Below are 22,463 nucleotides of genomic sequence, written 5' to 3'. Positions count from 1 at the left end.
AAATCGGGGAGGCCGTTAGGCCGTGTGGCCAGCGGCGCGGCCCATCACATCGGTGCGGCGCACCTCGGTCCAGTACATCCAGATCAGCGAGACCCAGACCAGGCCGTACAGCAGCATGAAAGCGCTGGAGCGAATACCGCTGAAGTCCAGCAGCAGGCCAAACAGGATGGGCAGCACAAAACCGCCCAGGCCGCCGGCCAAGCCCACGATGCCGCTGATCGCGCCGATGTTGTCGGGGAAGTCGTCGCTGATGTACTTGAAGACACTGGCCTTGCCGAACGCGAAGGCCACGCCCAGCAGGCCCATCAAGGCCGTGAAGGTGTAGACGTTCAGGCCGATATGGAACGTCTTGATGCCGCTGGTGGTGGTAATGCTGAAATCGGTCTGCGGATAGCTGAGCAGAAACAGGCAGATCCAGCTCACCCACAGCACCCACCAGGTCACCTTGTGGGCGCCGTACTTGTCCGACAGCACACCACCAATGGCCCGCAGCACGCCGCCGGGCAGCGAAAAGCAGGCGGCCAGCAGCGCGGCGACACGGATATCGAGCCCGTACTCGCCCACGTAGTACTGCACCATCCACAAAGCCAGCGCCACATAGCCGCCAAAGACGATGCTGTAGTACTGGCAGTACTTGAGCACGCGCGGATCCTTGAGTGCCTGAAGCTGGTCGGCAAAGCGCGCGTTGTTGACGACCAGGTGCCTGGGGTCGTGCGCGCTGAAGAACCAAAACAGAATGACCGTGCCCAGCATGATGGCGGCATACACCTGGGGCACCAGCACCCAGCCGCCCGCCACCAGCAGCGCAGGCGCCAGAAATTTGTTGACGGCCGAGCCTGAGTTGCCCGCACCATAGACGCCCATGGCCATGCCCTGCCGGCTTTGGGGAAACCAGCGTGCCACATAGGGCGTGCCCACCGAGAACGCACCGCCTGCCAACCCGACAAACAGGCCAATGACCAGGAAGTGCCAGTACTGCGTGGCATAGGCCATGGCCCAGATGGCAGGCACGGTGCAGGCCATCAGCACGGTCATCACGATGCGGCCGCCGTAGCGGTCCGTCCAGATGCCCAGCGGCACCCGTACCAGTGAGCCCGACAGCACCGGTAAGGCTGTCAAAAGCCCAAACTCGGTACCGCTCAGCCCCAGCTGCTTTTGCAGCGGAATGCCGATGACACCGAACATCATCCAGACCATGAAACAGACGGTGAAAGCCAAGGTGCTGACGATCAGCACGCTCCAGGCCTGGCGGGAGACAGCGGGGGGCGGGGATGCGGAAACCATGGGATGGACAGAGCTTGTGAATCTGTCCCTACTGTCTACCGCTTGGGGGTGCCGCACCATCCTCCAGGAGGAGGGCGGGGTGGCTGCAGAAGGAGGATGGCGCTGGCAGCTATCGTCCTAAAGGAGGATGGCCTGGGCTGGGCGCCAAGGCCGTATCGACAAGCAAACCCCAGCCCATGAAGGGCGTGGCCCAAAATGCAAAAAGGTCCCAAAAAATGGGACCTTTTGTGATTCTGGCGGAAGCTCAGGGATTCGAACCCTGGAACCCTTTCGGGTTGCCGGTTTTCAAGACCGGTGCAATCGACCACTCTGCCAAGCTTCCTAAGGGCTGCTAGGCGGAGTGGTCGCCAGGCAGCAGTGGGGCATTGTATGCGAAATCCGGGCCAGCTTTGGGCGGCCCCGCAGCCCGCTGCCTCAGTGGCGGGCAGGCTCCGGGTCGTCCTTGAGGCGGCTGTGGGCCAGGGCGCCGGCCGCTTCCAGGATGGGGTAGGCGACGGAGCACAACAGCGAGTTGATGCGCTTGAGGTCGCTGATCAGGTCGATGTGCAGCGAGCTGGTCTCTATGCTGGGGACGGTGTTGTGCGACAGGCGCTCCAGGTGCGAGGCGGAATAGGCCAGCTCCAGGTCGCGGAAGCGGGCTTTTTCTTCCAGCAGCTTTTGCGCATCGCGCACATTGCCCGACAGGAACACGCTCATCGCCAGGCGCAGGTTGTCCAACAGGTGGGCATGCAGCTCGTTGATCTCTTCCATGCCCTGTTTGCTGAACTGGCGGCGCTTTTTGATCTTCTTGTTTTCCACATCCATGAGCACGCGCTCGATGATGTCGCCGATCTGCTCCATGTTGATGGTGAAGTTGATCACTTCGGTCCAGCGCTGGCTCTCGCGCTCGTCGAGTTCGGCGCGCGAGATCTTGGTCATGTAGTACTTGATGGCCGAGTACAGCTCATCGACCGTGTCGTCGAGCTTGCGCAGGTCTTGCGACAGCTGCTGGTTGTCGGTCTGCACCACGTTGTGCAGGCCAATCAGCATGGATTCGACCACATCGGCCTGGTGCAGCGCTTCGCGCGCCGCGCAGGAGATGGCCAGCGAGGGGGTGGACAGGGCCGAGGCATCGAGGTGGCGTGGGCGCTGGGGGCCGGCCGAGGCCTCTTGCTTGGGCAGGAGCTTGCGCATCCAGTCACCGATCACGCCGGTGAACCAGATAAAGCCCAGGGTGTTGAGGATGTTGAAGGCCAGGTGGAACAGCACTGCCGAGCGCCCTGCATCGTTGATGTAGGGCGTGGCATAGGTCATCCACAGGCCCACGAATGGGGCGACGATGGCCACGCCCATGATCTTGAAGATCAGGTTGCCGATGGTGACCTGGCGCACTTCGATGCTGGACTTGGAGGTTTGCAGCACGGCCAGCACGCCGCTGCCCAGGTTGGCGCCCAGCACCAGGCCCAGGGCCATGTCGCCGGTGATGGCGCCCGACGCCGCCATGGCAGCGATCAGCAGCACGATGGCCAGGCTGGAATAAGCAATGACGGCCAGGATCGCGCCTAGCAGCAGTTCCATGAAGAAATCACTCTTGACGCTGACCAGCAAGGTACGCACGGCCTCGGAGGCGAGCAGCGGCTCGGTGGCCTCGACAATCAGGCGCAGCGCCAGCAGCATCAGGCCCAGGCCGATGAAGACGCGGCCAACGCGGCCGGGGGTGGAATCCTGCTTGGAGATGAATAGCACGACGCCCGAGAAAATCAGCAGCGGCGAGAGCCAGGACAGGTCGGTAGAGAACAGCACCGCCATCAAGGCGGTGCCCACGTCGGCCCCGCGCATGACGGACAAGGCGGCGGTGAGCGGTATCAGGCCCTGGCCGACGAAGGACGCGGTCATCAGGGAGGTGGCACTGCTGGACTGGACGAGGGCCGTCACCCCGATGCCCGAGAGCATCGCGGTAAAACGGTTGCTCATACTGCGCGCCAACAGGTTGCGGAGGTTGGCGCCAAAGACGCGCAGCACCCCTGTGCGCACCATATGAGAGCCCCAAACCAGCAGCGCAATGGCGGCAAGAAGATTGAGCAAGTGTTTCATAAGGCGAACCGGACACTATACCCCTGATACGCGTCTCGCGCTGTAGGGCGAATGCCATTGTGTCTCTTTTTATGCAGGCTGGACGGCGGTTTGCGCCTGACGCTGCCTGTTTTGACGGATGGTGAACCATCGATAAAAAACACCGCCGTCGCAAGGCGAGGGCGGTGTTTCAAGCATGCCTATACCGGCGCTGGACAGCCTGATCAGCCTTTTTCGCCCCGGCGCATGCGCAGCAGCTCATCCAGAATCAACAGGAAGGCGCCCAGGCAAATGGCCGAATCCGCCAGGTTGAAGGCCGGGAAATGGCTGCCCATCCAGTGGAAGTCAAGCATGTCCACCACATAGCCGTGGCGCATGCGGTCCACCACATTGCCGATGGCGCCGCCCATGATGCAAGTGAGCGCCAGGCAAAACAGCGATTTATGGCTGTGGCGGTAGAGCTGCCAGGTGATGACGGCGGTAACTACCACCCCAATGCCGGTGAACAGCCAGCGCTGCCAGCCGCCGGCGCTGGCCAGAAACGAGAAAGCCGCGCCAGGGTTGTGCGCCCGGACAATGTTGAAAAAGCCGGTGATGGTGGTGTACTCGCCGAGCTGGTAGTGGGCCAGGATCCATTCCTTGCTCCACTGGTCCAGCCAAAAGATGACCGCAGCGAGCACCAGCCAGAGCACAAATCTGCGCTTGCTGGCGCTGCCTGGGGCAGAGGTGGTGGCGGCGTTCATCAGGCCATCTGGCGGGTTTCACCCGCGCCATAGAGGTTGCTGTCGCAGCGGCCGCACAAGGTGGGGTGGGCCGGGTTCTGGCCCACATCGTCGCGGTAGTGCCAGCAGCGCTCGCACTTGGCCTTTTCCGAAGGGGTGACGGCCACGCTCAGCGCATCACCGGCGGCCACCGTGGCGGCCGAGGTGATCAGCACGAACTTGAGGTCGTCGGCCAGGGTCTGCAGCAGCGCCAAGTCTTCGGGCTGGGCGCTGATGGCCACCTCGGCCTGCAGCGATGCACCTACCTTGCCATCGGCACGCAGGGTCTCGATGTCCTTGTTGACCACATCGCGGATCTCGCGCAGCCGGGCCCACTTGGCCAGCAGGGCTTCGTCGCCAGCGGGCAGGTCGCAGAAGGTCTCCAGGAAGATGGTCTCGCTGTTGCCGACGATCTTCCAGGCCTCTTCAGCGGTGAAAGACAGGAAGGGCGCCATCCAGCGCAGCATCGCCTGGGTGATCTGGTGCAGCGCGGTCTGGGCCGAACGGCGAGCGAGGCTGCCTTCGGCGCTGGTGTAGAGGCGGTCCTTGAGGACGTCCAGGTAGAAGCCGCCCAGGTCCTCGGAGCAGAACAGCTGCAGCTTGGCGACCACGGGGTGGAACTCGTAGACCTTGTAGTGCGCCAGCAGCTCGGCCTGGAACTGCGCCGAGCGGGCCAGGGCCCAGCGGTCGATCTCGAGCATGTCCTCGTAGGCGACCGCATCCTTGGCGGCGTCAAAGTCGCTGATGTTGGCCATCAGAAAGCGCAAGGTATTGCGGATGCGGCGGTAGGCATCGACCACGCGGGCGAGGATCTTGTCGTCGATACCCAGGTCGCCCGAGTAGTCGGTCGAGGCCACCCACAGGCGGATGATCTCGGCGCCCATCTTGCCGCTCACATCCTGCGGCGCCACGGTGTTGCCCACCGATTTGGACATTTTCTTGCCCTGGCCATCAACGGTGAAGCCGTGGGTGAGCAGGCCCTTGTAAGGCGCGCGGCCAAAGATGGCCGAGGCCAGCAGCAAGGAGCTGTGGAACCAGCCGCGGTGCTGGTCATGGCCTTCCAGGTACAGGTCGGCTTCGGGGCCGCTGTCGTGGTGGTGCTCGGGGTGGGTGCCGCGCAGCACATGCCAGAAGGTGGAGCCCGAGTCGAACCAGACTTCCAGGATGTCGGTGCTCTTGGTGTAGAGCTTGGCTTCTTCGGCGCCCAGGATCTCTTCGCCGCTCACACGGCTCCAGGCCTCGATGCCGCCTTCTGCGACGATGCCCACGGCCTGGTCGAGGATCTCCATGGTGCGTGGGTGCAGCGCACCCGTGTCCACATGCAGGAAGAAGGGGATAGGCACACCCCAGCTGCGCTGGCGCGAGATGCACCAGTCCGGGCGCCCGGCGATCATCGCGCGCAGGCGGTCCTGGCCGTTTTCCGGGTAGAAGCTGGTGTGCTCGATGGCGTCCAACGCGATCTGGCGCAGCGTCTGCGCAGGCTTTTGGGCCGGGTCTGTGAACACACCTTCGCCTTCATCCATGCGGATGAACCACTGGGCGGCGGCGCGGTAGATCACCGGCGTCTTGTGGCGCCAGCAATGCGGGTAGCTGTGGGTGATGGTCTTGGTGTCCATCAGGCGGCCGGCCACTTTGAGCGCGTCCAGGATGACGGGCACGGCCTTCCAGATGTGCTGGCCGCCAAACAGCGGCAGCTCTGGGTCGTAGACCCCATTGCCCTGCACCGGGTTGAGGATGTCCTTGTAGTCCATGCCATTGCTGACGCAGGAGTTGAAGTCATCCAGACCGTAGGCGGGCGCCGAGTGCACGATACCGGTGCCGTCGTCGGCCGTGGCGTAGTCGGCCAGGTAGACGGGCGAGATGCGGTCATAGCCCTTGTCCACATGGGCCAAGGGGTGTTTGAAGGGCATGTGGTCCAGCGCCTTGCCGGGGGCCGACGCGATGACCTGGCCTTCGATGCCCCAGCGCTCCAGGCACTTGTCCACCAGTGCGCTGGCGAGGATCAGCAGGCCACGCTCGGTCTGCACCAGGCTGTATTCCAGCTCGGGGTTGACGTTCAAGGCCTGGTTGGCGGGGATGGTCCAGGCGGTGGTCGTCCAGATGACGATAAAGGCCTCTTGGTCCAGCTTGGCCAGGCCAAAGGCGGCAGCCAGCTTGGCAGAGTCAGCGGCCGGGAACATCACATCCAGGGTCTGGCTTTGCTTGTCGGCGTATTCGATTTCGAACTCGGCCAGCGACGAGGCGCAGTCAAAGCACCAGTAGACGGGCTTCAAGCCCCGGTAGATAAAGCCGCGCTCCATGACCTTCTTGAGTGCGCGCAACTCGCCCGCCTCATTGGCATAGTTCATGGTCTTGTAGGGATGGTCCCAGTCGCCCAGCACGCCCAGGCGCTTGAAGTCCGCCATCTGCTGGCCGATCTGCTCGGTAGCGAAGGCGCGGCTCTTGGCCTGCATCTCATCGCGCGGCAGGTTGCGGCCATGCAGTTTTTCGATGGCGTTCTCGATCGGCAGGCCGTGGCAGTCCCAGCCCGGCGCGTACAGCGCGTCATAGCCTTCCAATTGGCGGCTCTTGACGATCATGTCCTTCAGGATCTTGTTGACGGCGTGGCCGATGTGGATCTTGCCGTTGGCGTAGGGCGGGCCGTCATGCAGGACGAACTTGGGCGCGCCGCTGCGGGCATCGCGCAAGCGCTTGTAGATGCCCTTGTCTTCCCACTCCTGCACCCAGGCCGGCTCGCGCTTGGGCAGATCGCCCCGCATCGGAAACGGGGTGTCGGGCATGTTCAAGGTGGCGCGGTACGCAGAGGCCTTTTCTGCGGGGGACGATTTGTCGGACATAAATACCTTCAAAGCAAAACATGGTCCTGATCCGGGCGCTGTGATCATGCCGGTCAGTCTAAAAATGTATAGCGCAGAAGTGTTGTCTGACGTGCACGGGGTGCAGGTGAGCGCAGACTTCTGCGCAGCACGGCGCAGTCAAGTCAGCGTCAAATTCGGTCGCGCGTGGTTTGGCGACGGGTTTCGGCGTGGCTGGCCGTATGGAAGTAGGCACGGGCATCCGCGCAGTCCTTGGCGATCCCTGTGGTCAGGGCATCCAGACTGTCGTATTTGAGCTCGTCGTGCAGTTTGTGTAGAAGTTCCACCCGGATGAGTTTACCGTATGCCCCGTCTCCACCCAGTTCAGCGGGCCATTGCAGGCAGTGGGTTTCCAGCAGCACGCGGCCGCCGTTGACATCGTTGGGGTCTAGCGAGGGGCGCACGCCCAGATTGGCGACGCCGGGCAGGGGCTGGGCTGACAGGCCATGTACCTGCACGACAAAAATGCCACTGGCAGCGGGTTTCCAGTGGTCAAAGCGCAGGTTCAGGGTGCGAAAGCCGTCGCCCGCGCCCTCGCGGCTTTCAGCCAGCTGGCGCCCGAGCTTGCGGCCATGCACCACATGGCCGGATATCGCATAGGGGTAGCCCAGCAGTTTGGCGGCGGCCGGCATATCGCCCTGGCCCAGCGCCTGGCGCACCGCCGTGCTGGAGACGCGCAGGCCATCGGATTCGTAGCTGTTCATGCGCGCCACATCAAAGCCCAGTTGGCGGCCAGCATTGACCAGCATCGCGTAGTCGCCAGCCCGCTGGTGGCCAAAGCGGAAATCATCACCCACCAGCAGGTAGCCGGTGCCCAGCCCTTTGAGCAGCACATCATCGATAAAGGCCTGCGGCGGCTGCGCCGCCAGGCGCGCGTTAAAGGGCAGCACAATGGTCTGGTCGATGCCGCACTGGGCCAGCTGGTCGAGCTTGTCGCGCAAGGTGGAGATGCGGGCAGGCGCAAGATCTGGCTTGTTCAGGACCTGGGCAAAGTAGTCGCGTGGGTGGGGCTCGAAGGTGAGCGCGCAGCTGGCGAGGCCTCGGCGCTGTGCCTCGCTGCGCAGCAAGGCCAGCATGGCCTGGTGGCCCCGGTGCACCCCATCAAAATTGCCGATGGTAAGCGCGCAATGCCGCGTGACCTCGGGGTGGTCAAGTCCTCTGAAGATTTTCATCTTTGCTTTGTTTTTTGTAGCGGCTTGCGCTTTCGAGCCCAGCGCTGGTGTGCAATTTCACAATAAAAGTGTATATTGGCCATTATGACTTGGCGCCCAGCCCTGCGTGCAACGCGCGCGCTAACTGCGGTGTTTTTTCAAGACCAGGGGCGGTTCTGGTCGACGGTATTTCGGTTCAATTCCCAATGCGCAGGAGGCCCATTGTGAAGGTGTTGAAGTTATCGGCAAGCGGCGTTCCGCAATCCTGGATTACTTTGCAGGAAGCGGTGACGCACTACGCAGCAGGCGATGTGCGCTGGGAGGCGGGCTCGAGTGTGGCCTGTTTTCGTGGCGGCCACAACGCCGTCACCGGTTTGCAGTCGCGCATCGACGTGGCCAGCATCATCGGCACGCGTGGCAAGCCCGGCATCGACCCCTTTGCGATGCGCATGACCCTCACCAACAGCAAACTGTTCCGCCGAGACCGCCATATCTGCGCCTACTGCGGCGAATGCCTGGAAGAAGAACTGCTGACCCGCGAGCATGTGATTCCCGTTTCCCAGAAGGGGCCCGATACCTGGATGAACGTGGTGACGGCCTGCGCCTCCTGCAATCACCACAAGGCAGGCCGCACGCCCGAGCAGGCGCATATGCCACTGCTCTATGCGCCTTACACCCCTAGCCTGTGGGAAGACTTCATTCTGCGCAACCGCCGCATTCTGACCGACCAGATGGAGTTTTTGATGGCCCACGTACCCAAAAGCTCGCGCTTGACTGCTTGAGGGTTTGAGCGCCGTCTTTGCTAAGGCACCAGCAAAAAGGCCTTGTCGCATGACAAGGCCTTTGGGTTTGAGCGGCGCCCTTGCGCAGGGCGCCTGCGATCAGTCTTGCTTGGGCTTGTAGGCCGTCACAACAAAGCCGTCGACGGCCTGGCCGGCTTCCATGCGCAGCTCCACATCACGGGTGTCCACCCGGTCAAAGCCGGCCGCCTTGGCCAGGCGCACGGTGCTGCTCAAGGTGTGGGTGTAGCGGCCAAAAGGCTGCAATTGGTGGTCTGGGCCGGTGACATCACCGTGCTCGCAAGAGAAGATCAGCACGCCGCCGGGTGCCAGCACGCGGTAGGCATCGGCCAGGGTCTGCTGCAGGTCGCCCACATAGATCAGCACATCCAGCGCGGTAATGGCATCGAAGGTGTTGGCAGGCGTGGCAGCCAGCGCTTCGAGCAGGTTCACCTGGTGGAACTTGTAGTACACCTTGTGCTTGGCCGCCTCTTCCAGCATCTTGGCCGACATGTCGACACCCAGGATATAGCCATCAATGGGGCCCAGCGCGGCGCCCAGCAGGCCTGTGCCGCAGCCCAGATCCAGCAGGTTGAAGCGGCGTTCCGGGTAGATCTGCAGCAGCTGGTCTGCCACCTGCTTGGGCAGGCTATAGGCCAGATGGCGCACCATGTGCATGTCATAGACCGAGGCCATACCATCGAACATGTGGGTGGTCAGCTCGACCGGCACATGCGCTGGCACCTGGCCCTGGGCCAGCTGGTGGTAGTACTGGTAGATCTTGTCTTCGGGCTGCAGCGCCAGCAGTGCCGTGGTATCGGGCAGGGCCTCTTGCATGGTGCCACGGGCTTGCAGCATTTGTACGCGGCCGATGCGTGCCAAGTGGTCGTCCGGCTGTTCGTCGATCAGCGGGCCAAACACGGCCAGTGCCTCGTCGTACTGGCGCACGGTGCCCAAATCGACTGCCAAATAGCGGCGCAGCACGCGGTCTTCCGGGGTCAGCTCCAGCACGCGTTGCAGGTGGCGGATGGCCATTTCAGTGTTGCCGATGCGGTGGGCGATATCGATCACGCCGGCAATCACCTGAGCGTTGTTAGGCTCCAGCGCGATGACTTTTTCTGCGGCGGAGGCGGCTTCGTGCTCGCGGTTGTGGCGTGCATACAGCAGTGCTTGCTCCAGCAGGCCGGGGGCCCAGTCTGGTGCCAGCGTTTCACTGCGCTTCATGGCATCAAAGGCACCTTGGAGGTTGCCCGATTTCTCGGCCATCAGACTGGCCAATACAAACAGACGCGGATCACGTGGCGCGCGCTGCCGTGCGTCGTTCAGGGTTTGGGCGGCACCCGTGAGGTTGCCCACAGAGATCTGGTGGCGGGCGGTTTCGAGGAATTTGCGAATCGGATCGACAGGTGCTTTTGCGCTCATGGAGTAACTGCGGGCGAGCCCGTAAACGTGGCTGTGAATTCAGTAAAGCCTTTGATTATCCGCCATTTGAGGGTGTGGTGTGTTTCGGGACGTTCCGCAGCCTGCGATAATGCCGCCTCCATGAAAAACATCGTGATCCTGATCTCCGGCAGCGGCTCCAATATGGCGGCCATCGTGCGTACCGCGCAGCAAGAGCGCTGGCAGGAGACCTTGGGAGCGAGGGTGACGGCGGTGGTCAGCAACAAGGCCCAGGCGGGTGGTCTGCAGTTTGCCCAGGCGCAGGGCATTGCCACGGCGGTGGTGGACCACAAGGCCTATGACAGCCGCGAGAGCTTTGATGCCGCGCTGATGCAGTGCATTGATGCCCATGCGCCCCACTTGGTGGTGCTGGCCGGTTTCATGCGCATCCTCACCCCCGGCTTTGTGGCGCACTACAGCGGCCGGCTCATCAATATCCACCCCTCGCTGCTGCCGGCCTTTGCCGGGCTGCATACCCACCAGCGGGCCATTGATGCGGGTTGCAAGTTTGCCGGCTGCTCGGTGCACCAGGTGACGGCTGATCTGGATGCCGGCCCCATTTTGGAGCAGGGCCTGGTGCCGGTGCTGGCCGGTGACACGGCCGAGCTGCTGGCTGCGCGCGTGCTGGTGCAGGAGCACCACATTTACCCCAAAGCCGTGCGCGCACTGCTGCAGGCCTCACGCTGATCCCTGCCGCTGGCCACGGCTTTAGACGCAAGGCAGCCTAGCTCGGCAGCCCAGCCTGTGGCGTATAAGCCGCAAAGCGCGGCTGGCGCTGGCCAGCCACGTCGACCTCTTCGCCAAACATGGCCGCCGGCCGCACCCACCAGCCGTAATCGCCATACAGCGCTTGGTAGACCACCAGCCATTCGCGGGTTTCGCTATGCCGCGCCAGCTGCCAGACCTGGTAGAGCTGGCCCTTATAGTGGCGGTACAGGCCGGGGGAAATGTCTGGTGCTGGCATCGGGTGCTGTTCCATAATCTGAAAAAATAACCAAGACTAGCAGACGCGGCACGCGCCCCTGTGGCCCGTGCCGGCCGTGCGGGCACGCAAGTACTGCTGGGCAAGCACTTATTGGGAGGGCGGGGTGGAGCACATCGATTTTGTGCAGCGGGTCGATGCCTATGCGCAGACTGCTGCAAAAGAGCCGGCCGCATTTGGCCGCCATGTTTTTGGCATGGCCTTGCTGGCCGGCCTGTGGATCTGGGGCGGTCTGCTGCTGGGGCTGGTGCTGCTGGCATGGTCCGTGTTGTCCTATGTCTACCTGGGCTTTCACGGGCTGCAGATTTTTGGATTTTTTGCCGGTCTGGCGCTGCTGCTCAGCGTGCTGCGCCTCACGCGCTCGGACTGGGTCGCGCCCGACGGCATCGCCGTGCCTCCTACCGAATGCCCCCGCCTGTTTGAGGCGCTGGAGCGCGTGCGGCAGAAGGTCGGCGGCCCCCGTATCGCGCAGCTGGTGATCACCGAAGACTACGGCCTGCGCATTGCCCAGCAGATGCGCCTGGGCGGCTTGCTGCCCGCGCGCCACCACCTGCTGCTGGGCCTGCCGCTGGCCATGGCGATTGACCGGCCGCGCCTGGTGGCCATGATCGCCCAGGAATACAGCCATCTGCGCCGCCGCCAGGGCTGGCTGCAGGCGGCAGTGTTCCGTGCCCGCCGGCGCCTGCAGGGCCTGCATGACCGGCTGGCCGATGCGCGCCAGATGACCCGCCTGGGCTGGGCCAACGAGCGCTTTATGCGCTGGTATTTGCCACGCTGGTGGGCGGCCAGCTTTGTGGTGGCGCGCCAGGACGAAGCCGTTGCCGACCGCATGGCGGCCCGCTGGGTCAGCAAGCCGCTGATGGGCGAGGCGCTGTCCGAAGTGGCGGTGCGCGGGCGCTGGTTTCGCGAGCAGTTCTGGACCATGCACTGGCTGCGCGCCCGCGAGCTGGCCTCGCCCATGGGGCCCTTCAGCCTGATGGCCGGGGTGATGAACCACAGCATGGACGTCAACTGGGTCTACCAGGGCTGGAAGCAGGAATACTATGCGCCCGCCAGCTACCAGGACACGCCTCCGGGCTTGCGCGAGCGCCTCAAAGGGCTGGATGTGCCCCCTGGGCTGACCCCCATGTCCAGCAGCAACTGCCTGGCCTGGCTGGGCAAGCGCTCGGAGCGCTGGATCGAGCTGCTCGACCAGCGCTGGTGCCTGCGCCACGGCCATGACTGGGTGGCCTACCGCCAGATTCTGAGCGCCTCAGCGGCACGTGTGGCCGCCTTGATGCCCCGTGAGCCGTATCTGGATGCCGACCAACTGGTGGAGCTGGGCTGGCAGCTGCAAAGCACGGCCTGGCAGCACCAGGATGCCCCCTTGCCCATTTACCAGCGTGCGCTGGAGCTGGAGCCCGGTAATGCGCGTGCGTTGGCGGCCTGCGCCAGCTTGCACATGGCCATGGATGGCGAGGCGCAGCTGCAGTACCTGGCACAGGCCTTTGTGCAATTGCCGGCCATGGGTGCTGCCTGGTGCCGCCTGGCCTCTGGCGTGCTGGATGTGCTGGAAGACGAGGACGTGCACGAGGCATCGGTGCGCCAGTTGCGTGAGGACTGGCGCGCGCGCGAGGCGCAGGCCCGGGCGCAGCTGCAGGCGCTGCGCCAAGAGCAGCTGGAGCAGGGCAGCTTGCTGGGCGCGCGTGCCTGTACGGCGCTGGCGCACCCGCTGTGGGCCTCGGAGCTGGCCGCGCTCCAGCTGCATCTGCAGCATTGCCCCCGGCTGCGCCGTGCCTGGCTGATGGCCCGGCCGCTGCGTGCGCTGCCGGGCGCCTATGCGCTGGTGCTGGTACTGGACCGGCCCGGTGTGCACTACCAGGACAACAAGCGGCTGGAGCTGCAGTGGCGCGGCTACCTGGAGCGTGAGCTGCTGCTGTGCAAGCTGATGCCGCTGTGGATGACCCATGTGGAGGAGCTGGGCCCCTCGGGCCTGCGGCAGTTGGCGGCCATGCCCTGGGCGCTGCTGTATGACCGCAGTGTGCAGCCGGCGGCTGCGCGCAGTGCTGGCGCACCGCTTTCCAGTTAGCCGGGCCTGGTGCCCGGATACTGGCGCAATGGGACAATAGCGGCTATGCACCCCAAAGCCCTTTTAGATGCCTGCGCCGAGTTGGTTGCGCAGGCCCTTACCTTTGAACACCCGGCGGACGCCGTGGTGTCGCGTTATTTCCGTGATCACCGCAACCTGGGGCCGCGCGAGCGTGGCACCCTGGCCGAGACGGTCTACACCGTGCTGCGCAAGAAAACGCTGTTTGAATCGCTGGCCCGCTCTGGCAGCGGCGCACGCGAGCGCCGCCTGGCCATTTTGGGCTTTGCCGGCCCGCGCAGCTTTGTCAAAAGCGCGCTCAGCGACCAGGAAGTCAAATGGCTTGACGACTGCGACGCCGTTGCGCCCGACAGCCTCATGCCCCAGCACCGCCACAACCTGCCCGACTGGTTGGTCGAGCCACTGCAGGCCCAGGTGGGCGAGCAATTTGAACAACTCGCCGCCAGCATGCTGGAGATGGCACCGCTGGATCTGCGTGCCAATGCCTTGCTGACCAAGCGTGCCGAGCTGCAAAAAGAGCTGAAGGTCGCCGGTATCAAAGCCGAAGTCACCCCGTATTCGCCCTGGGGTCTGCGCGTGGCCGACAAGCCTGCGCTGTCGCGCCTGGAGGCCTTTGTCAAAGGCCGTGTGGAAGTGCAGGACGAGGGCTCGCAGCTGCTGGCCCTGCTGCTGGACGCCAAGCGCGGCGAGATGGTGACCGACTTCTGCGCAGGCGCGGGTGGCAAGACCTTGGCCATTGGCGCGACCATGCGCAGCACCGGTCGCCTGTATGCCTTTGATGTGTCGGCCCACCGCCTGGAGGCCCTCAAGCCGCGCCTGGCCCGCTCGGGACTGTCGAACGTGCACCCCGCCGCCATCGCCCATGAGCGCGATGAACGCGTCAAGCGCCTGGCCGGCAAGATGGACCGCGTGCTGGTCGATGCGCCTTGCTCGGGCCTGGGCACCTTGCGCCGCAACCCGGACCTCAAATGGCGCCAAAACCCCCAGTCGATTGAAGAGCTGAGCGCCAAGCAAACCGCCATTCTGGCCAGCAGCGCCCGGATGGTGAAGTCCGGCGGCCGCCTGGTCTATGCCACCTGCAGCATCCTGCCCGCAGAGAACGAGGCGATTGCCGAGGCCTTTGCTGCTGCCCACCCGGACTTTGTGCCGCTGGATGCCGGCGAGCTGCTAGAGGGCCTGAAGGTGGAGCAAGCCGCCAGCCTGTGCAGCGGCGGCGAAAGCGGCAGCCTCTACCTGCGCCTGTGGCCGCACCTGCACCAGACCGACGGCTTTTTTGCCGCGGTGTGGCAGCGCAAGTAAGCCACCCAGGCGGTTAAGCCATTCCGCCACCAAGCCGCCAAGGCCCTTGCGCCATGGCGGGCTGCCCCTGCCTTCAGTCTTTCCAGCCGAGCCAGTCGGCCACACCGCGCCAACCGGCGCGCCATCCCGCATAGGCCTGCACCTGCACCAGCAATTGGGCAGGCTGCAGGCCTTGTACTTGCAGCCAGTACCAGCCTGCATGCGCGCCATTGCAGTGCGGTGCATCTTCTGCCACCAGGCGCAGCGCGCTGTGCCAGGGGGAGCTGATCTGCAACTGCCCGGCGCTGCAGTACAGGCTGCTGCCCGCTTCCAGATACAGCCATTGGCCCTGGCCTGCACGCAAGGCCATGCTGCTGCCATGGCTGGCATCCTGCGCGGGAGGCCGGGTCTGGGCGGTGGCCTGGACGGTGGTTTGGGCCGGGGTGGGGTCCGTGCTGGGCAGGGCCGGGGCGAAGTGGGCGGTGGTGCTGGAGATCATTTTTGCGCTTTGCTGAACGGTTCGGAACAGGGCTCTAGCGTAAAAAAAGGCGGCCCAACGCAACAGACACAGGCGGGGCGGTGGCCGGGCAGAACAGCGCAAGCGCAAAGCCGCTGTTCTGGTTCAAAATGGCGGTTTCTGTATCTGTTCTGTCAGGGTTGAACCTGAGACCATAGCCCTGATTGTTGGACCCAGGAGGCCTGCTGTGCCGATCGTAGAAGAAAGTCTGTGCGATACCCCTGTAGACGCTGTTGCGGAGGCGGCGGTCAGCCCCCTTGCTGATGAGGCGTTTTTGTACGAGCGCATCGCGGCGCATTTTGAGCAGGCCATTGCGCAGCAGAGCTTGGGCGTCGGTGCGCGCATGCCCTCGGTGCGCGATATCCGGCGCCAGCACCATGTCAGCCACAGCACGGCGCTGCAGGTGCTGCGCGTGCTGGAGTCGCGTGGTTTGATCGAGGCGCGGCCCCGTGTGGGCTATTTCGTCAGCGACACCGCTTTGCAAATGCCTGCGGCACGCGAGCCTTTGCAACTGGCCCCCTTCCCCATGCAGGACCACCGCTTTGAAGGCATTGGCGAGCGTGCTGCCGAGTACCTGAACAAGGCGCGGCTCAAAGGGCCTTTGACGGTCGATTTGGGCAGTGCCATGCCGGCACCCGAGCTGTTTGATGCCAAGCTGCTCAACCAGCTGGCCGTGGCCCTGCTGCGCGAGCAGCCACAGATTTTGGTGCATGGCCCTTCGGCCCCGTTTACCCATCCGGATTTTCAGGCCTCGATGGCGCGCTATGCGCTGGGCTTTGGTGTGCGCCTGGCGCCCATGGACATTGCGGCCACCTTTGGCAACTCGGAGGCGGTGAACCTGGCGCTCGATGCCTTGACCCAGCCGGGCGACATGGTGGCGATTGAATCGCCGACCTTCTACGGCATCTTGCAGGCGATTGAAGCCAAGAAGCTGCAGGCGCTGGAGATCCCATCGAGCCCGCACACGGGCATGTCGATCGAGGCGCTGGAGCTGGCCTTGCGCACCCACCCCAACTTGAAGGCTGTGGTGGTGGTGCCCCATTTGCAGATGCCCCAGGGCGCTACCATGCCCGACAGCCACAAGCGGCGCTTGGTAGCGCTGTGCCGCGAGTACCGGGTGGCCTTGATCGAGGACGACATTTACCGCGAGTTTGTCGAATCTGACGAGGTGCTCAAGCCCTGCAAGGCCTGGGACACCGATGGCTCGGTGATCTATTGCTCCTCGCTGTCCAAAAGCTATGCACCGGGACTGCGCCTGGGCTGGATGAATGCCGGGCGCTGGCAGGAGCGGGTGCAGATGATCAAGTTTGCGCGCTCACGCAATCTGCCGGTCTGGCCCCAGTTGCTGGGCGCGCGCACGGTGGGTTCGCCGTCGTACATGCGGCACCTGGTGCGCCTGCGCCAGCAGCTGCGGGTGCAGCGCCAGGCGGCGGCGCAGGCGGTTGCGCGCTATTTCCCGATCGGCACGCGGCTGAGCCTGCCTGCCGGGGGCCTGAGCATTTGGCTGGAGCTGCCTGAGCAGATCTCCGCCAGCCGCCTTTATGACGAGGCCCTGGCTGTGGGCATCCGCGTGGCACCTGGTGACATGTTCAGCAACACCGGCCATTACGACCACTTTTTGCGGCTGAGCTGCGGCATGCCGTTTACCGACGCGGTGGAAGAGGCCTACCGCAGCCTAGGGCGCATGATGCATGCGCAGCTGGGCTTGCCGCCCAGGGCCTGATGCCTGTCTGACCGGCTGAGACTGCTGGTTGCTGAACGGGCCGTTCAGAAAAAGCACGGCGCAGAAAAAGCAGTGCGTAGAAAAAACAGGGCGCAGAAAAACACAAAGGACACCGAAGTGTCCTTTGTGGTGGGCGTGTGTACCAAACCCTTTGCAGGGCTGGTGCAGGCTGATTACTTCAGCTTCACTTCCTTGTAATCCACATGCTTGCGAGCCTTGGGATCGAACTTGGAGATCAACATCTTTTCAGGCATTGTCTTCTTGTTCTTGGTGGTCGTGTAGAAGTGACCGGTGCCGGCTGTCGATTCCAGCTTGATTTTTTCGCGTCCGCCTTTGGATGCCATGGTGATACTCCTTAAGCTTGGCCACGTGCGCGCAGGTCTGCGAGCACAGAATCAATACCGTTCTTGTCGATCAGACGCAGAGCGGCGCTGGAAACGCGCAGGCGAACCCAGCGGTTTTCAGTCTCGACCCAGAAACGGCGATATTGCAGGTTCGGCAGGAACCGGCGCTTGGTTTTGTTGTTGGCGTGGGAAACATTGTTTCCCGACATGGGCTTCTTGCCCGTTACTTCGCAAACGCGTGCCATCAGGACACTCCGAAAGTTTTAACAGCTGCTTGCCCTGTCTGCCTCGTTAAAAGCAGCGCGGCTTGCAGCCTCACCTCGCCAATCAAAGGGTGGCGGTAGCCCATGTTCACTGCAGGGACTGCCCAGTGGTGCAAGACCGCTGGCCAACCTGCCGTAGTTTCCTGTTCACGCGCCGGAGATTGCGAAATAGCAAAAGGCGGCAAGCAGCAAAGCCAAGGATTATAGCCCGAAAGCAAAAAAGAGGCTATTCCTTGCGCTTGCCGGTTTATTCCTGTTCCAGGAAGCGCTGGGCGTCCAGCGCGGCCATGCAGCCCGTGCCCGCGCTGGTAATGGCTTGGCGGTAGACATGGTCTTGCACGTCACCAGCGGCAAAGATGCCGGGAACGCTGGTTTGTGTGGCAAAGCCGCCACGGCCCATCTGGGTCACCAGGTAGCCGTTTTCCATCTCCAGCTGGCCTTGGAAGATGTCGGTATTGGGGTGGTGGCCAATGGCGATAAAGCAGCCTTGCAGGGCGATGTCTTCGGTGTGGCCATCTTGCGTGCTCTTGATGCGGATGCCGTTGACGCCCGACTGGTCGCCCAGCACTTCATCGAGGGTGAAGTGGGTCTTGAGCTCGATCTTGCCCTCCTTGACCTTGTCCATCAGTTTGTCGACCAGGATGGGCTCGGCCTTGAACTTGTCGCGGCGGTGCACCAGGGTGACCTTGCTGGCGATATTGGACAGGTACAGCGCCTCTTCGACAGCGGTGTTGCCGCCGCCGATCACGCAGACGGGCTGCTCGCGGTAGAAAAAGCCGTCACAGGTAGCGCAAGCCGACACGCCGCGGCCCATGAAGGCCTCTTCGGTGGGCAGGCCCAGGTACTTGGCCGATGCGCCGGTGGCGATGATCAGGCTGTCGCAGGTGTAGGTGCCGCTGCCACCGCTCAGGGTGAAGGGGCGCTTGCTGAAATCAACCTTGTCGATGTGGTCAAAGATGATCTGGGTCTTGAAGCGCTCGGCATGCTCCAAAAAGCGCTGCATCAGCGCCGGGCCTTGCACGCCCATCACGTCGGCGGGCCAGTTGTCCACTTCGGTGGTGGTCGTCAGCTGGCCGCCCTGGGCCATGCCGGTGATGAGCACGGGATCGAGGTTGGCGCGCGCCGCATAGATGGCGGCGGTATAGCCCGCAGGGCCCGAGCCCAGGATCAGAACTTTGGCATGTTGTTGGATGGCAGACATAGAACTCCTATCGCATTCAGGGGGCAGCTGCGGGGCAGCTGCGAATCAGTGCGCACGCTGGCGCATCGTGCTCAGCAAAACATGAAAGAGTATCAAACACTACGGCCCCCCTGTGGATGGCTTGTGCCAATGTCCTTGATTGTTGCAAGCCATCGCATGCACGGTGCCCTGCCTGTGCAGCAGTGGCCAGCCAATGACAACAATCGTTGCAGCACGGTTGCGCAAGCGTTAGGCTTGTAGGACGGTCGGTAGATTACAAAATGTTGCGTATTACCCAGGGGGCGTGAAGACGCATGGCCTATCAGGGCCGCTTTTTATGCATGAAAGCCATGTTTTTATTGAATATTTCAAGGGGAAATAGGGGCCAGAATCTGCCGCGCTGGGCTGCAGTCGCCCGGTGGCTGGCCTGCCCTTTGCGTAAATCACCGCGTCGCCGTGGTGCATCACGCTGTCCCAGGGGCCTGGCTTGCTATCGAATTTGCAATCCGCTTAGGGTAAGCTCTGGCTCCTAGGTTATGGCTTACTCAACAAAGAAATCAAAGGCTCCGCCCCATGCCGGCACATCGCTGGTCATGGGGGTTCGCCGTTTTGGGCACGAGCTGGTGCTCATTGTCAGTTTTATCCTGATGGCGTTTTGCGTTGCCGCCATGCTGAGCTATTCGCCCAAGGACCCGGCCTGGTCCACCTCGGGCTCGCAGATCGCCGGCCATGTCAGCAACTGGATGGGGCGCCTGGGCGCCATGGTCTCGGACGGCGGCTATTTCATGGTGGGTTTTTCCGTCTGGTGGCTGGTGGTGGCTGCGGTGCTGGCCTGGTTCTCGTCGCTGGCGCGCTGGCTGCGCGCCGGGGAAGCCCCGCCCAACGATCCGCGCCCCTTGTGGCTGCGGCGTGTGGTGTTCTGGGGGGGGCTGGTGGTGTTGCTGCTGGCCAGCGCTGCGCTGGAGTGGTCGCGCCTCTACCGTTTTGAGCCCAGTCTGCCCGGCGCTGCTGGCGGCGTGCTGGGCTTTTTGCTTGGCCCGCTGGCCGAGCGCTGGATGGGTTTTACCGGCTCGGGCATCGTGGGCGTCATGCTGCTGCTGCTGGGGCTGTCCTGGATCCTGGGTTTCTCCTGGGGCCAGATCGCCGAGAAGGTGGGCGCCGGGATTGAGCGCACATTGCAAAAGCTGATGCTGCGCCGCGAGGCTGCTGCCGACAAGGCCGTGGGCAAGAAGGCGGCACAGGCGCGCGAGGCCGAGGTCAGCAGCGCGGCGCCGGTGCCTATGGCTGCACGCATGGAGCCGACCGGCGATGGCATGGACAGCATGCTGCCGGTCGCACCGCGCAGCGCGGCGGCTGATTCGGGCCTGCATATCGCCCAGCCGCTCAAGCCCCAGGCGCAGCCCAGCGCCCGCGTGGTCAAGGAGCGCCAAAAGCCGCTGTTCAATGAACTGCGCGACACCCGTCTGCCCCAAGTCGATCTGCTCGATGCCGCGCCCAAGTCGCAGGAGAGCGTCTCCTACGAAACCCTGGAGATGACCAGCCGCCTGATCGAGAAAAAGCTCAAGGACTTTGGCGTGGAGGTGCGCGTGGTCGAGGCCGCGCCCGGCCCGGTGATCACCCGCTACGAGATCGAGCCGGCCACCGGGGTCAAGGGCTCGCAGATCGTCAACCTGGCCAAGGACCTGGCGCGTTCGCTGTCCCTGGTGTCCATCCGTGTGGTGGAAACCATCCCGGGCAAGACCTTCATGGCGCTGGAGCTGCCCAATGCCAAGCGCCAAACCATCCGCCTGACCGAAATCCTGGGCTCGCACGAGTACCACGATGCCAAGAGCCTGCTGACCATGGGCCTGGGCAAGGACATCGTCGGCAAGCCGGTGGTGGCTGACCTGGCCAAGATGCCCCATGTGCTGGTCGCAGGTACCACCGGCTCTGGCAAGTCGGTGGGTATCAATGCGATGATTTTGTCCGTGCTCTACAAGGCCGAGGCCAAGGATGTGCGGTTGATGATGATCGACCCCAAGATGCTGGAAATGTCGGTCTACGAAGGCATTCCGCACCTGCTGTGCCCGGTGGTGACCGACATGAAGCAGGCCGCCAACGGCCTGAATTGGTGCGTGGCCGAGATGGAGCGCCGCTACAAGCTGATGAGCAAGCTGGGCGTGCGCAACCTGGCGGGCTACAACACCAAGATTGATGAGGCCAAGGCGCGCGAGGAAAGCATTGGCAACCCCTTCAGCCTGACGCCTGAGACTCCCGAGCCCCTGCAGCGCCTGCCGCATATCGTGGTGGTGATCGACGAGCTGGCCGACCTGATGATGGTCGTGGGCAAAAAGATTGAAGAGCTGATTGCCCGCCTGGCGCAAAAGGCGCGTGCCGCCGGTATCCACCTGATTTTGGCCACCCAGCGCCCCAGCGTGGATGTGATCACCGGCCTGATCAAGGCCAACATCCCCTCGCGGATCGCGTTCTCCGTGGGCTCCAAGATCGACAGCCGCACCATCTTGGACCAGATGGGTGCCGAGGCATTGCTGGGCATGGGCGACATGCTCTACATGGCCAGCGGCACGGGTTTCCCGGTGCGGGTGCATGGCGCCTTTGTGTCCGACGAGGAAGTGCACCGCGTGGTGAGCTACCTCAAGGAGCAAGGCGATCCCGATTACATCGACGGCGTGCTCGAAGGCAGCACGGGCGAGGGCGATTCCGGCTTTGGCGATGAGGAAGGCGGCGGCAGTGGCGAGAAAGATCCGATGTACGACCAGGCGGTCGAGATCGTCCTCAAGGACCGCAAGGCCAGCATCTCCTACGTGCAGCGCAAGCTGCGCATCGGCTACAACCGCTCGGCCAACCTGCTCGAAGAGATGGAGCGCGCCGGCCTGGTGAGCGCCCTGACCGGCAGCGGCCAGCGCGAAGTGCTGGTGGCCCACCGGCCCGGCGGTGAAGAGTAAGTAGCGCAGCGGCCGGTAAACATTCGCAAAGCCAGCACCCCAGAGGCATGAGACGGGCACTTGTGGCCCCATGCCGCACTCCAAACCCCTGGTTGGCCTGAGATGGGCCCATGCATTGGCTTTGTTCGCAAAGCACGAAAGGATTCACGATGAAACAATGGATTGCTGCAGCTGCCCTGGTCAGCCTGGCCGGTTGGGCGCAGGCCGATGGCCTGCAAAGCCTGGAAAAGTTCATGACCAGCTCGCAGGCTGGTGAAGCCCAGTTCACGCAGACGGTAACGTCACCTGCCAAGCAAGGCCAGGCAGGCAGGGTCAAGACCTCCAGCGGCAGCTTTGCGTTCCAGCGGCCGGGCAAGTTCAAGTTCATCTACCAAAAGCCGTTTGACCAGACCATCGTGGCCGATGGCACGGTGCTCACCGTCTATGACGCCGACCTGAACCAGGTCACCCAGCGCCAGCAGAGCAAGGCCCTGGGCCAGACCCCGGCTGCCTTGCTGGCGTCGGCATCGAGCCTGCAAGCGCTCAAAGCCGAGTTTGATGTGAGCAGCCTGCCCGAGGCCGACGGCCAGCAATGGGCCCAGGCCATTCCCAAGAACAAGGACGGCCAGATCAAGCAGGTCAAGGTCGGCTTCAAGGGCGACGAGCTGCAGAGTTTGGAGATCGAGGACGGCTTTGGCCAGCGCTCCGTGCTGCGCTTTGTCGGCTTCAAGGCCTTGCCATCGCTTCCCGGCTCAGCGTTTGAGTTTGCGATTCCGTCCGGTGCGGAAGTGATTCGCCAGTAAGGCATAAGACCATTGCAACAAAGCCCTGGCGGTCATGAACG

At 63.5% G+C, this 22,463-nt stretch carries 18 protein-coding genes and 1 tRNA gene; 7 read left to right on the top strand and 12 right to left on the bottom strand.

Going from position 1 to position 22,463, the window contains the following annotated elements; all coding sequences use genetic code 11:
* Nucleotides 1–15: 15 nt before the first annotated feature.
* The 6 genes from M2375_RS01890 to M2375_RS01865 all read right to left on the bottom strand — a co-directional run bounded on the left by M2375_RS01890 (nt 16) and on the right by M2375_RS01865 (nt 8,124).
* A complete protein-coding gene (locus tag M2375_RS01890; protein WP_259163570.1) occupies nt 16–1,284 on the bottom strand; it encodes a nitrate/nitrite transporter in 1,269 nt (422 codons plus the stop codon).
* 234 nt (nt 1,285–1,518) lie between these two features.
* A tRNA-Ser gene (locus M2375_RS01885) sits at nt 1,519–1,606 on the bottom strand.
* Nucleotides 1,607–1,698: 92 nt separating this feature from the next.
* Complete coding sequence (locus M2375_RS01880; RefSeq protein WP_259163568.1) at nt 1,699–3,357, bottom strand: Na/Pi cotransporter family protein; 1,659 nt, start codon at nt 3,355–3,357, stop codon at nt 1,699–1,701.
* Between the two features lie 203 nt (nt 3,358–3,560).
* Nucleotides 3,561–4,079 (bottom strand): signal peptidase II, encoded by a 519-nt coding sequence (gene lspA / locus M2375_RS01875; RefSeq protein ID WP_259163567.1) that lies wholly within the window; start codon nt 4,077–4,079, stop codon nt 3,561–3,563.
* Nucleotides 4,079–6,934, bottom strand: a complete 2,856-nt coding sequence (gene ileS / locus M2375_RS01870; protein ID WP_259163566.1) for an isoleucine--tRNA ligase — start codon at nt 6,932–6,934, stop codon at nt 4,079–4,081. Before ileS ends, lspA begins: the two co-directional genes overlap by 1 nt.
* A 149-nt stretch (nt 6,935–7,083) precedes the next feature.
* Nucleotides 7,084–8,124 (bottom strand): bifunctional riboflavin kinase/FAD synthetase, encoded by a 1,041-nt coding sequence (locus M2375_RS01865; RefSeq protein WP_259163565.1) that lies wholly within the window; start codon nt 8,122–8,124, stop codon nt 7,084–7,086.
* Between the two features lie 203 nt (nt 8,125–8,327).
* Between M2375_RS01865 and M2375_RS01860 the strand changes: the two genes are divergently transcribed.
* Nucleotides 8,328–8,885 carry an HNH endonuclease gene (locus M2375_RS01860; protein ID WP_259163564.1) on the top strand — a complete coding sequence of 186 codons (558 nt, stop codon included), beginning with the start codon at nt 8,328–8,330 and terminating at the stop codon, nt 8,883–8,885.
* A gap of 99 nt (nt 8,886–8,984) precedes the next feature.
* Here the strand turns inward: M2375_RS01860 and M2375_RS01855 are convergent, their stop codons facing one another.
* A complete protein-coding gene (locus M2375_RS01855; protein WP_259163562.1) occupies nt 8,985–10,304 on the bottom strand; it encodes a methyltransferase in 1,320 nt (439 codons plus the stop codon).
* A 120-nt stretch (nt 10,305–10,424) separates the two neighbouring features.
* Here M2375_RS01855 and purN point away from each other — a divergent pair, with 120 nt between their 5' ends.
* Nucleotides 10,425–11,009 (top strand): phosphoribosylglycinamide formyltransferase, encoded by a 585-nt coding sequence (purN, locus tag M2375_RS01850; protein ID WP_259163560.1) that lies wholly within the window; start codon nt 10,425–10,427, stop codon nt 11,007–11,009.
* A 37-nt stretch (nt 11,010–11,046) separates the two neighbouring features.
* Here the strand turns inward: purN and M2375_RS01845 are convergent, their stop codons facing one another.
* Nucleotides 11,047–11,286 (bottom strand): DUF1653 domain-containing protein, encoded by a 240-nt coding sequence (locus tag M2375_RS01845; RefSeq protein WP_259163559.1) that lies wholly within the window; start codon nt 11,284–11,286, stop codon nt 11,047–11,049.
* A 124-nt stretch (nt 11,287–11,410) separates the two neighbouring features.
* On the opposite strand from M2375_RS01845, the gene M2375_RS01840 reads away from it, so the two are divergent.
* Nucleotides 11,411–13,372 (top strand): M48 family metallopeptidase, encoded by a 1,962-nt coding sequence (locus tag M2375_RS01840; RefSeq protein ID WP_259163558.1) that lies wholly within the window; start codon nt 11,411–11,413, stop codon nt 13,370–13,372.
* A gap of 45 nt (nt 13,373–13,417) precedes the next feature.
* The gene (locus tag M2375_RS01835; protein WP_259163557.1) at nt 13,418–14,689 is read left to right on the top strand and encodes an RsmB/NOP family class I SAM-dependent RNA methyltransferase; all 1,272 of its coding nucleotides are present in this window, start codon (nt 13,418–13,420) and stop codon (nt 14,687–14,689) included.
* A gap of 73 nt (nt 14,690–14,762) precedes the next feature.
* Here the strand turns inward: M2375_RS01835 and M2375_RS01830 are convergent, their stop codons facing one another.
* The gene (locus tag M2375_RS01830) at nt 14,763–15,167 is read right to left on the bottom strand and encodes a hypothetical protein (RefSeq protein ID WP_259163556.1); all 405 of its coding nucleotides are present in this window, start codon (nt 15,165–15,167) and stop codon (nt 14,763–14,765) included.
* Nucleotides 15,168–15,372: 205 nt separating this feature from the next.
* Between M2375_RS01830 and M2375_RS01825 the strand changes: the two genes are divergently transcribed.
* Complete coding sequence (locus tag M2375_RS01825) at nt 15,373–16,908, top strand: PLP-dependent aminotransferase family protein (RefSeq protein WP_404979261.1); 1,536 nt, start codon at nt 15,373–15,375, stop codon at nt 16,906–16,908.
* A gap of 173 nt (nt 16,909–17,081) precedes the next feature.
* On the opposite strand, the gene rpmG is transcribed toward M2375_RS01825, so the two are convergent.
* The 3 genes from rpmG to trxB form a co-directional block, all read right to left on the bottom strand.
* A complete protein-coding gene (gene rpmG, locus M2375_RS01820) occupies nt 17,082–17,252 on the bottom strand; it encodes a 50S ribosomal protein L33 (RefSeq protein WP_133858674.1) in 171 nt (56 codons plus the stop codon).
* An 11-nt stretch (nt 17,253–17,263) separates the two neighbouring features.
* Nucleotides 17,264–17,497: a 50S ribosomal protein L28 gene (gene rpmB / locus M2375_RS01815; protein WP_182325093.1), complete on the bottom strand. Its 234-nt coding sequence runs from the start codon at nt 17,495–17,497 to the stop codon at nt 17,264–17,266.
* Nucleotides 17,498–17,762: 265 nt separating this feature from the next.
* Nucleotides 17,763–18,716 carry a thioredoxin-disulfide reductase gene (gene trxB, locus M2375_RS01810; protein WP_259163554.1) on the bottom strand — a complete coding sequence of 318 codons (954 nt, stop codon included), beginning with the start codon at nt 18,714–18,716 and terminating at the stop codon, nt 17,763–17,765.
* Between the two features lie 515 nt (nt 18,717–19,231).
* On the opposite strand from trxB, the gene M2375_RS01800 reads away from it, so the two are divergent.
* Together M2375_RS01800 and lolA are read left to right on the top strand one after the other, a co-directional pair.
* Complete coding sequence (locus M2375_RS01800; protein ID WP_404979260.1) at nt 19,232–21,640, top strand: DNA translocase FtsK; 2,409 nt, start codon at nt 19,232–19,234, stop codon at nt 21,638–21,640.
* 149 nt (nt 21,641–21,789) lie between these two features.
* Nucleotides 21,790–22,422, top strand: coding sequence for an outer membrane lipoprotein chaperone LolA (lolA, locus tag M2375_RS01795; RefSeq protein WP_259163552.1), 633 nt, complete (start codon nt 21,790–21,792; stop codon nt 22,420–22,422).
* Nucleotides 22,423–22,463: the final 41 nt, after the last annotated feature.

Origin of the sequence: Comamonas sp. BIGb0152, assembly GCF_024809975.1 — a bacterium.
In the GTDB taxonomy this organism is placed as follows: domain Bacteria; phylum Pseudomonadota; class Gammaproteobacteria; order Burkholderiales; family Burkholderiaceae_C; genus Comamonas.
Note: the sequence above shows the minus strand (reverse complement) of the source record. Positions and strands in the feature narration are given on the sequence as shown.

Excerpts from the sequence above, each read along its gene's own strand:
- M2375_RS01890 (WP_259163570.1), bottom strand. The coding sequence starts at position 1,284 with ATGGTTTCCGCATCCCCGCCCCCCGCTGTCTCCCGCCAGGCCTGGAGC.
- M2375_RS01880 (WP_259163568.1), bottom strand. The coding sequence starts at position 3,357 with ATGAAACACTTGCTCAATCTTCTTGCCGCCATTGCGCTGCTGGTTTGG.
- lspA (WP_259163567.1), bottom strand. The coding sequence starts at position 4,079 with ATGAACGCCGCCACCACCTCTGCCCCAGGCAGCGCCAGCAAGCGCAGA.
- ileS (WP_259163566.1), bottom strand. The coding sequence starts at position 6,934 with ATGTCCGACAAATCGTCCCCCGCAGAAAAGGCCTCTGCGTACCGCGCC.
- M2375_RS01865 (WP_259163565.1), bottom strand. The coding sequence starts at position 8,124 with ATGAAAATCTTCAGAGGACTTGACCACCCCGAGGTCACGCGGCATTGC.
- M2375_RS01855 (WP_259163562.1), bottom strand. The coding sequence starts at position 10,304 with ATGAGCGCAAAAGCACCTGTCGATCCGATTCGCAAATTCCTCGAAACC.
- purN (WP_259163560.1), top strand. The coding sequence starts at position 10,425 with ATGAAAAACATCGTGATCCTGATCTCCGGCAGCGGCTCCAATATGGCG.
- M2375_RS01845 (WP_259163559.1), bottom strand. The coding sequence starts at position 11,286 with ATGCCAGCACCAGACATTTCCCCCGGCCTGTACCGCCACTATAAGGGC.
- M2375_RS01835 (WP_259163557.1), top strand. The coding sequence starts at position 13,418 with ATGCACCCCAAAGCCCTTTTAGATGCCTGCGCCGAGTTGGTTGCGCAG.
- M2375_RS01830 (WP_259163556.1), bottom strand. The coding sequence starts at position 15,167 with ATGATCTCCAGCACCACCGCCCACTTCGCCCCGGCCCTGCCCAGCACG.
- rpmG (WP_133858674.1), bottom strand. The coding sequence starts at position 17,252 with ATGGCATCCAAAGGCGGACGCGAAAAAATCAAGCTGGAATCGACAGCC.
- rpmB (WP_182325093.1), bottom strand. The coding sequence starts at position 17,497 with ATGGCACGCGTTTGCGAAGTAACGGGCAAGAAGCCCATGTCGGGAAAC.
- trxB (WP_259163554.1), bottom strand. The coding sequence starts at position 18,716 with ATGTCTGCCATCCAACAACATGCCAAAGTTCTGATCCTGGGCTCGGGC.
- M2375_RS01800 (WP_404979260.1), top strand. The coding sequence starts at position 19,232 with ATGGCTTACTCAACAAAGAAATCAAAGGCTCCGCCCCATGCCGGCACA.
- lolA (WP_259163552.1), top strand. The coding sequence starts at position 21,790 with ATGAAACAATGGATTGCTGCAGCTGCCCTGGTCAGCCTGGCCGGTTGG.